The following is a 6,789-nucleotide window of genomic DNA, read 5'->3' as shown; positions in this document are numbered from 1 at the left end:
TCGCTCACGAACGCGAACTACAAAGTTCGCGCTACGTTACTCCGTCGCCTGGGCCGTGGCGGCGGCCAGCATTTCCTCGGCCTGCGGCACTTCGGTGCCCGCCACGCGGCCGGCCGCGTAGAAATTGCGGCTGTAGTAGGCCTGGTGCAGCGAGCTTACCATCACGCCGCCGTTGGTGGCCGAGTGGGCAAACTTGCCGTCTTTCAGGTAGATGCCCACGTGGTAGATATTGCCCTTGCCGTGGCTGAAAAACACGAGGTCGCCGGCCTTCATGTCGCTCTTGGCCACGCGCTTGGCCGAGCCGAACATGGCCCGCGAGCTGTGCTTGAGCGAGATGCCGTACACCTTCTTGTACACCTGCGTCACGAAGCCCGAGCAGTCGGTGCCCCGGCGCGAGCTGGCCCCGAAGCTGTAAGGCGTGCCAATCCAGTCCACAATGGTCTGGAGGAGGCTCTTGTTCTCGGTCTGGGCGAGTTTCACGCCGAGCGTCTGGCCGTAGTAGCCGTAGGCAAGCGAGTCGCGCGAGGCCGTGGTAGCCGCCGATTCGGGCTCTTCCGACTTGGGCGTTTCACCGTTGCCGGCGAGCAGGCCCGAAAGCAGCGATGCTTCGGCTACGGCGGGCACGGCGCGGGGCGCGGTACCGGCCGAGGCCGAAGCATCGGGTGCTTGTTCAAAGCAGAAAGAAAGCGTAAGGGCAGCAGCGGCGAAGCAGGACAGCAGGATATTCTTCATCAGTCGTCGTTGGAGGTGGGCTCCGGCAGCGCCCTCAAGCTGGCTGACCGGGCAAAAAAGGTGGGAAGTGTTGCACTAGGCAGAGCGGCCAAAGCCGACAGAAAAAAAGTAAAAAGAGAAGTCGAATAGCTGATTTTTGAAGGCCGGCTACAAAACCGGCCTGGCCAAAGCTAAGCGAAAAATTTTCAAATGCATTCAATAAAAAGAGGAAAAAGTCAATAAATCCCGGAAAAACACTGAAAAATGGCCTAAAATAATTTTTGCGATTTGCAACCATTACCGAAACTGCGTCGTAGCTTAGCCCGAATCTTGTACGTTATGGCTCCCCGCACTTTTGTTAATTCCCCGCTGGCCCGCATTGCCCGGTTGGTGCTCGGCAATAAGGGTAGCGTGGCCATGGTACTGGGCCAGACGGTGCACCTGAGCGGGGCCACCCGCGAGGAATTTCTGGCCGACCCCGAGTGGGTGGCGCACGAAGAAGTACACCTGCGCCAGGTGCGCGACCTGGGGTTGGCACGCTTCCTGGCCGAATATCTCCTCGAGTCGGCCCGCGTGGGCTACTACCAGAATAAGTTTGAGGTGGAGGCGCGCGAAGGCGCCCGGCAGTTTATGCTGGAGCGGGCGCGGGCTGCAAGGCAACTGTAGGAGGTAGAGACGCAATATCTTGCGTCTTACGTCTGATATCGTACCCTAACGTTAGACGCAAAATATTGCGTCTCTACAGCTTGGCAGGCGAGTCAGCACTGTTTTGCGTTACTTCGCGGCCGTGCTGCTACTACCCACCTTTCGCCTGCCTGCCCTGGCACCTTTGCCAGCGCTTATCAGCTTATTGCTAAGCCTGCTAAATCCACTTGCCGGCCGCGCGCAGGCTACTAAACCCGGCCCGGCTGCCGTCATGGTCGTGGGCTTCGACCACCTGAACGCGCTCTACAACAAGCAGCCCGAATCGGATGTGTACAGCCCCAAAAAGCAGGCCGAACTGGCCAAGCTGCGGGCGCAGCTGGCCCGTTTCCAGCCCGACGCCATTCTGCTCGAAGCGGAGCCCCGCGAGCAGCCCCGGCTCGACAGCCTCTACGCGCAGTACCTGGCTGGCAAGCTGGCCTTTGCCACGCTGCCCGAGGGGCGCGGCGAGCGCTACCAGGTGGGCTTCGCGCTGGCCCGGCAGCTGGGGCTGCCCGCGCCGCGTGGCATCGACTACTACGCCTCGACTTCGCAAAACCTGCTGAGCACGGGCCGTAATATTAGCTATTTCCGGCGCGACTGGCAGCAGCTGCAAGCCGCATCGCGGCCGCTGCGGCGGCAGGTGCAGCACGATAGCCTGTCGCTCTACGACTACCTCGCGCTGGCCAACCAGCCGGCGCTCGTGAAGCTGATTCATCGCGCCAACTTCAACACGCCGGCGCTCGTGACGAGCGGCACCTTTGCGCCCTCGGGCACCAATACCGTGGACCTGGGCCGCGTCGATACGGCCTACGTGGGGGCGCACTACATCACGCTGTTCTACAACCGCAACCTGAAAATCTACTCCAACATCCTGCGGGCGCAGCAGCAAACCCAGGCCCGGCGCGTGCTGGTGATGATGGGCCTGGCCCACGTGGGCGTGCTGGAAGAGCTGTTCGCCGCTAACCCCGGCTACCGGGTAACGCACGCGGCTAAGTATTTGAAAACAAGGGCAGGTAGCAAGCGGCTGAGTGAGTTGGCTCGCCCCTGCGTGAACCTCACCCCCTAGCCCCCTCTCCAAAAAAGAGGGGGGACTAGCTCTAGTTCTAGCTTTTAGAAACTATGACTAAAAAATAGTTCCCCCTCTTTTTTGGAGAGGGGGCTAGGGGGTGAGGTTCACGCAGGGGCGAGCTCGTTACAGCTGCGCCAGCCGGCCGCCATCCACCACCAGCGTGGTGCCGTTGATAAAGTTGGCCTCGTCCGAAGCCAGGAAGCAGATGGCGGCGGCCAATTCGTCGGGTGTACCTATCTGGCCGGTAATCTTTTCGGTACCGTTCTGCACGTTAGGGTTTTGGCGCAGCATGGGCGTTTCCACGGCGCCGGGGGCCAGGGCATTGATGCGGGCCTGGGTATAGGGAATTTCGAGCGAGAGGCCGCGCACGAAGGCCTCGGTAGCGCCCTTGCTGGCGGCGTAGGGCACCACGTTGGGGGTAGTTTGGAAGGCGTGGACCGAGCTGATGGCTACTACCGCGCCGCCCTTCATGTGCGGCAAACACAGCTGGCAGAGCCGGAACAGCGCCCGCAGATTCACGGTTTGCACGCGGTCCCAATCGGCGGGTTTGGTTTCGAGCAGGGGCGTGTAGGTCATCATGGCCGCGTCGTTGATAAGCACGTCGATGCGACCGTAGCGGGTCAGGGTGCGGTCTACGGCGCGCACCAGGTCGGGGTCGCGGCCCACGTCGGTTTTCAGGAAAAAGCCGTCGCCGCCGGCCGCTTTTATCTCGGCCACGGTTTCGCGGCCTTCCTTCACCTCGCGGCCCAGGCACACCACGGCGGCCCCTTCGCGCCCCAGGCGCACGGCCGTGGCCCGGCCAATGCCGGATGTGGCACCCGTAACGATGCAAACCTTGTCTTTAAACCGAGCCATATCCTATTCAGTACTAGTAGCGCTTATCGATGCTGGCTACCAAACGGGCGGCGCGGCAGGTTGTTCGGCTAAGGTGGGCGGTTTTCACGAAAAAGCCATTATTACCCAAGCCAGCACCAGTGGTTCGGCTGCTGGCCAGCCTCGGCCGTATAGCGCTTCATGCTTTTCTCACAAGTCCTGTTGGCGGCCGTCGAACCTTTCTCCATCCAGCGCCTGCTGGTGTCGGAAGAAGCGCCGCTGAGCTTTCTGCTCGAAATTGCCCTGCGCTGCGTGTTCGTGTTCGTGCTCACCATCGGGGCCTTGCGCGTGTCGGGCAAGCGCGGGGTGCGGCAGCTGTCCATCTTCGAGTTTGGGCTGATATTGATACTAGGCACGGCCGCCGGCGACGCCACCATCTACCACGACACGCCGCTGCTGCACGCGCTGGTCGTGTTCGTGGTGATAATTGCGCTCTATGTTGGGGCTAATTACCTCATCGACCGGCATCCGCGCATCGAGTATCTGGTAGAGGGCGAGCCCGAGCTGATTTTGACGGAGGGTGAGCTTGACTACCAAGCGTTTTCCAAAGCGCCGCTCACGGCGCAGGAGTTGTTTGGGCAGCTGCGGCAGCACCAGGTCGAGCACCTGGGGCAGGTGCGGCGCATTTACATTGAGGCGACGGGCGAGGTTAGCGCCTTCTTTTTTGAGCCCGAAGACGAGCGCCCCGGCCTGCCCATCTGGCCCGAAATCTACCGCCACCCGCTACGCGAATTATCCAAAAGTGGCTCCTACGCCTGCCACGCCTGCGGTACCGTGCGCGAGCTGCCGGCCGGCCCGGCCCCCGCGTGCCCGCGTTGCCAGCAGCGCCAGGGCTGGCTGCCGGCCTGCGCTACGCCTCGCGTGGGCTAGAAGCTGGGGCGCAACCAACTACCGCCGACTTACGAATACTAGCCGCCCGCCCTGACCCAGCCAGCGCGGGCGGCTTTTCTCTCTCCTTTCCTTTTAATATTCTGTTGCGCATGGAACCCACTTCCCACCAGCCCGGCCTGTCGTCGCCTGCCGAAAATACGTCGCACACCAGCTCGGATTTCTCGACCACGGCGGCCCACGCCACCGGCAATTCGCCGTACCCTACCGATAGCCCCGCCAGCACCCAGCCCGCCGCTGCCGATGGCCTGAAAGGCAAGCTCGACAGCGCCGTAGCCACCAGCAAAGACAAGCTCAGCAGCGCCGTGGCCGACGGCAAAGACAAGCTCAACACCGTAGTAGCCAGCGGTAAAGAAAAGCTCGACAACGCCGTGGCCAGTGGCAAGCAGTGGCTCAACGACTCGGGCGTGGCCGAGCAGGCCCAGCAGATTCCCCAGAAAGCCAAAGACCTGGGCAACCAGGCGCTAAACAAGGTAAATGACCTGACCACCACGCAGAAAGCGGTAATCGTGGGCGCAGTCGCCGCCGGCGTTGCGTTCCTGATTGTGCGCGGCGGCAAAAAGAAACGGGAGGCCGGCGAGTACCGCGAGCGGCCCCGCAAGTCGCCCTTCGACCACCAGCCTCACACCCGCGATGGCGACCACGCCTACGACCGCCGCGGCCAGCGCCCCTGGGGTGCCTCGCGCTACGGCACGGCCTCGTCGCCCAGCGGCAAGTCCCGCGTGAGCTCGGGCAGCGGCTACACCTCGGCCCCCAACGCGCACAGCAACGACCACGGCCGTACTACCTCGTCGGACCGCAGCACCAGCGTAGGCGGCGGCTCATTCAGCCCCGGCCAGCGTCGCGACCAAGGCCCGGCTGGCAGCCGGTACGACGCCAACTCGGGCGGCAACCAAAATCCTAACTAGCTTCTGGTTGTCATGCTGAGCGGAGCGTAGCGGAGTCGAAGCATCTCTACCGCTTCGTTGCTGACGCAGGAAATCAGTTCACCGATAGAGATGCTTCGACTCCGCTGCGCTCCGCTCAGCATGACGGTTGTACTCAAGAACTCAGAAACATCACCGCAAAGGGCCGGCCGCACGCGCAGCCGGCCCTTTGTGCGTAAACTTGCCCCATGCTCTTCTACACCGTGATGAAGCCCGTGGTGCGCCTGGGGCTGCGCGTGTTTTTCCGCCGCCTCGAGGTGCGCCACCGCGCGCGGCTGCGCCTGCCCGGCCCGCTCATGCTGTGCAGCAACCACCCCAACACCCTCATGGACCCGCTCGTGACGGCCGTGCAGCGCCACGAGCCCATCGCGTTTCTGGCCAAGAGCACGTTCTTCAAAAACCCGGTCTTGGGCGCTATCATGCGCTCGGCCAACTGCATCCCCATCTACCGCCGCCAGGATGCGGAGGGTGGCCCCGATGCCGCCAGCGCCCGCCAGCTGGCCGCCAGCAACGAGGCCAGCTTTGGCCGCTGCTACGACTACCTGGAGCGCGGCGGTACGGTCATGATTTTCCCCGAAGGCACCAGCGTGAGCGAGCGCCGCCTGCGCCCGCTCAAAACCGGGGCCGCCCGCATCGCGCTGGGCACCGAGGCGCGGCACGATTTCAAGCTGGGCTTGAAGCTGGTATGCGTGGGCACCAACTACTTCGACCCCACGCGCTTCCGCTCCGATGTGCTGCTCAACGTGGCCCCGCCCATCGTGGTGGCCGACTACGCCGCCCGCTACCGCCAGAACCCCGAAGCCGCCGCCGATGAGCTGACCGAGGAAATCCGCCGCCGCCTCACGCGCCGCCTCGTCATCAGCCGCGCCGCTGAGGATGATGCCCTGGCCCAGCAGGTTGAGCGCACCTTCGGCGACCACCTTAACCCCGACGACGACCCTACCACGCTCTACGACAACTTCGAGCTCAGCCGCACCCTGCTCGATGCCGTGGCCTGGTTTGAGCAGCACGACGCTGGCCGGCTGGCCGCCCTACGCGCTGCCCTCACCACCTACCTCGCCGAGCTTCAGCACCACAAAGTAGACGACGAAGCCCTCGACCAAACCCGCCGCCCCAGCACCGGCCTGCCCGACTACCTCAGCCTGATTCTGGGCTTCCCGGTATGGCTCTACGGCTTGCTGACCAATTACATACCTTATAAAATTCCGTCGCAGGTAGCGCGCCGCGCTACCAAGGAAACCGAGTTTATCGCTGCCATCATGCTAGGTGTGGGGATGCTGACTTTTCCACTGGCCTACGCCGTGGAGGCCGCCGCCGTGCAGCACTTCCTCACCCACGACTGGCGGCTGACGCTGCTCTTCGTGCTGAGCTTGCCGCTGGCCGGCTTCTACGCCCTCGGCTACTGGCAAACGCTGAGCGCGCGCCTGCGCCGCCTGCGGGTGCGGCAGCTGCCGCTGGCCGTGCGCGCCGGGCTGCGCGCCCGCCGGGCGGCCGTGCTGGGTATGCTGGATGAGGCGCGGGCTGAGTATCTGAGTAGGATGCTGTAACGCCAAGCTCCAGCTTGGCGAGCGAGCGCAGCGAGCATCCACGTTAGCAGGCGCTAAATAACGTCCACCTACGCCGCTGCTCGCTGCGCTC

Annotated in this window: 7 protein-coding genes; 5 read left to right on the top strand and 2 right to left on the bottom strand. The window is 63.5% G+C overall.

Features of this window, described 5'->3' with window-relative positions:
- Positions 1-36 precede the first annotated feature (36 nt).
- Positions 37-732, bottom strand: coding sequence for a C40 family peptidase (locus tag VFO93_RS00605; RefSeq protein ID WP_325132359.1), 696 nt, complete (start codon positions 730-732; stop codon positions 37-39).
- A gap of 318 nt (positions 733-1,050) precedes the next feature.
- Between VFO93_RS00605 and VFO93_RS00600 the strand changes: the two genes are divergently transcribed.
- Positions 1,051-1,377, top strand: a complete 327-nt coding sequence (locus tag VFO93_RS00600) for a hypothetical protein (RefSeq protein ID WP_325132358.1) — start codon at positions 1,051-1,053, stop codon at positions 1,375-1,377.
- A gap of 103 nt (positions 1,378-1,480) precedes the next feature.
- A complete protein-coding gene (locus tag VFO93_RS00595; RefSeq protein WP_325132357.1) occupies positions 1,481-2,461 on the top strand; it encodes a DUF5694 domain-containing protein in 981 nt (326 codons plus the stop codon).
- Positions 2,462-2,587: 126 nt separating this feature from the next.
- Here VFO93_RS00595 and VFO93_RS00590 read toward each other — a convergent pair whose 3' ends face one another.
- The gene (locus VFO93_RS00590) at positions 2,588-3,319 is read right to left on the bottom strand and encodes an SDR family NAD(P)-dependent oxidoreductase (protein ID WP_325132356.1); all 732 of its coding nucleotides are present in this window, start codon (positions 3,317-3,319) and stop codon (positions 2,588-2,590) included.
- 159 nt (positions 3,320-3,478) lie between these two features.
- Here VFO93_RS00590 and VFO93_RS00585 point away from each other — a divergent pair, with 159 nt between their 5' ends.
- The 3 genes from VFO93_RS00585 to VFO93_RS00575 all read left to right on the top strand — a co-directional run bounded on the left by VFO93_RS00585 (position 3,479) and on the right by VFO93_RS00575 (position 6,698).
- On the top strand, positions 3,479-4,207 hold the full coding sequence (locus VFO93_RS00585) for a DUF421 domain-containing protein (protein ID WP_325132355.1): 729 nt from the start codon (positions 3,479-3,481) through the stop codon (positions 4,205-4,207).
- A 110-nt stretch (positions 4,208-4,317) separates the two neighbouring features.
- Entirely contained in the window at positions 4,318-5,133 is an 816-nt protein-coding gene (locus VFO93_RS00580) for a hypothetical protein (protein ID WP_325132354.1), read from the top strand.
- Between the two features lie 206 nt (positions 5,134-5,339).
- Positions 5,340-6,698, top strand: coding sequence for a lysophospholipid acyltransferase family protein (locus VFO93_RS00575; RefSeq protein ID WP_325132353.1), 1,359 nt, complete (start codon positions 5,340-5,342; stop codon positions 6,696-6,698).
- Positions 6,699-6,789 lie beyond the last annotated feature (91 nt).

This window comes from Hymenobacter sp., from assembly GCF_035709525.1.
GTDB lineage: Bacteria > Bacteroidota > Bacteroidia > Cytophagales > Hymenobacteraceae > Hymenobacter.
Note: the sequence above shows the minus strand (reverse complement) of the source record. Positions and strands in the feature narration are given on the sequence as shown.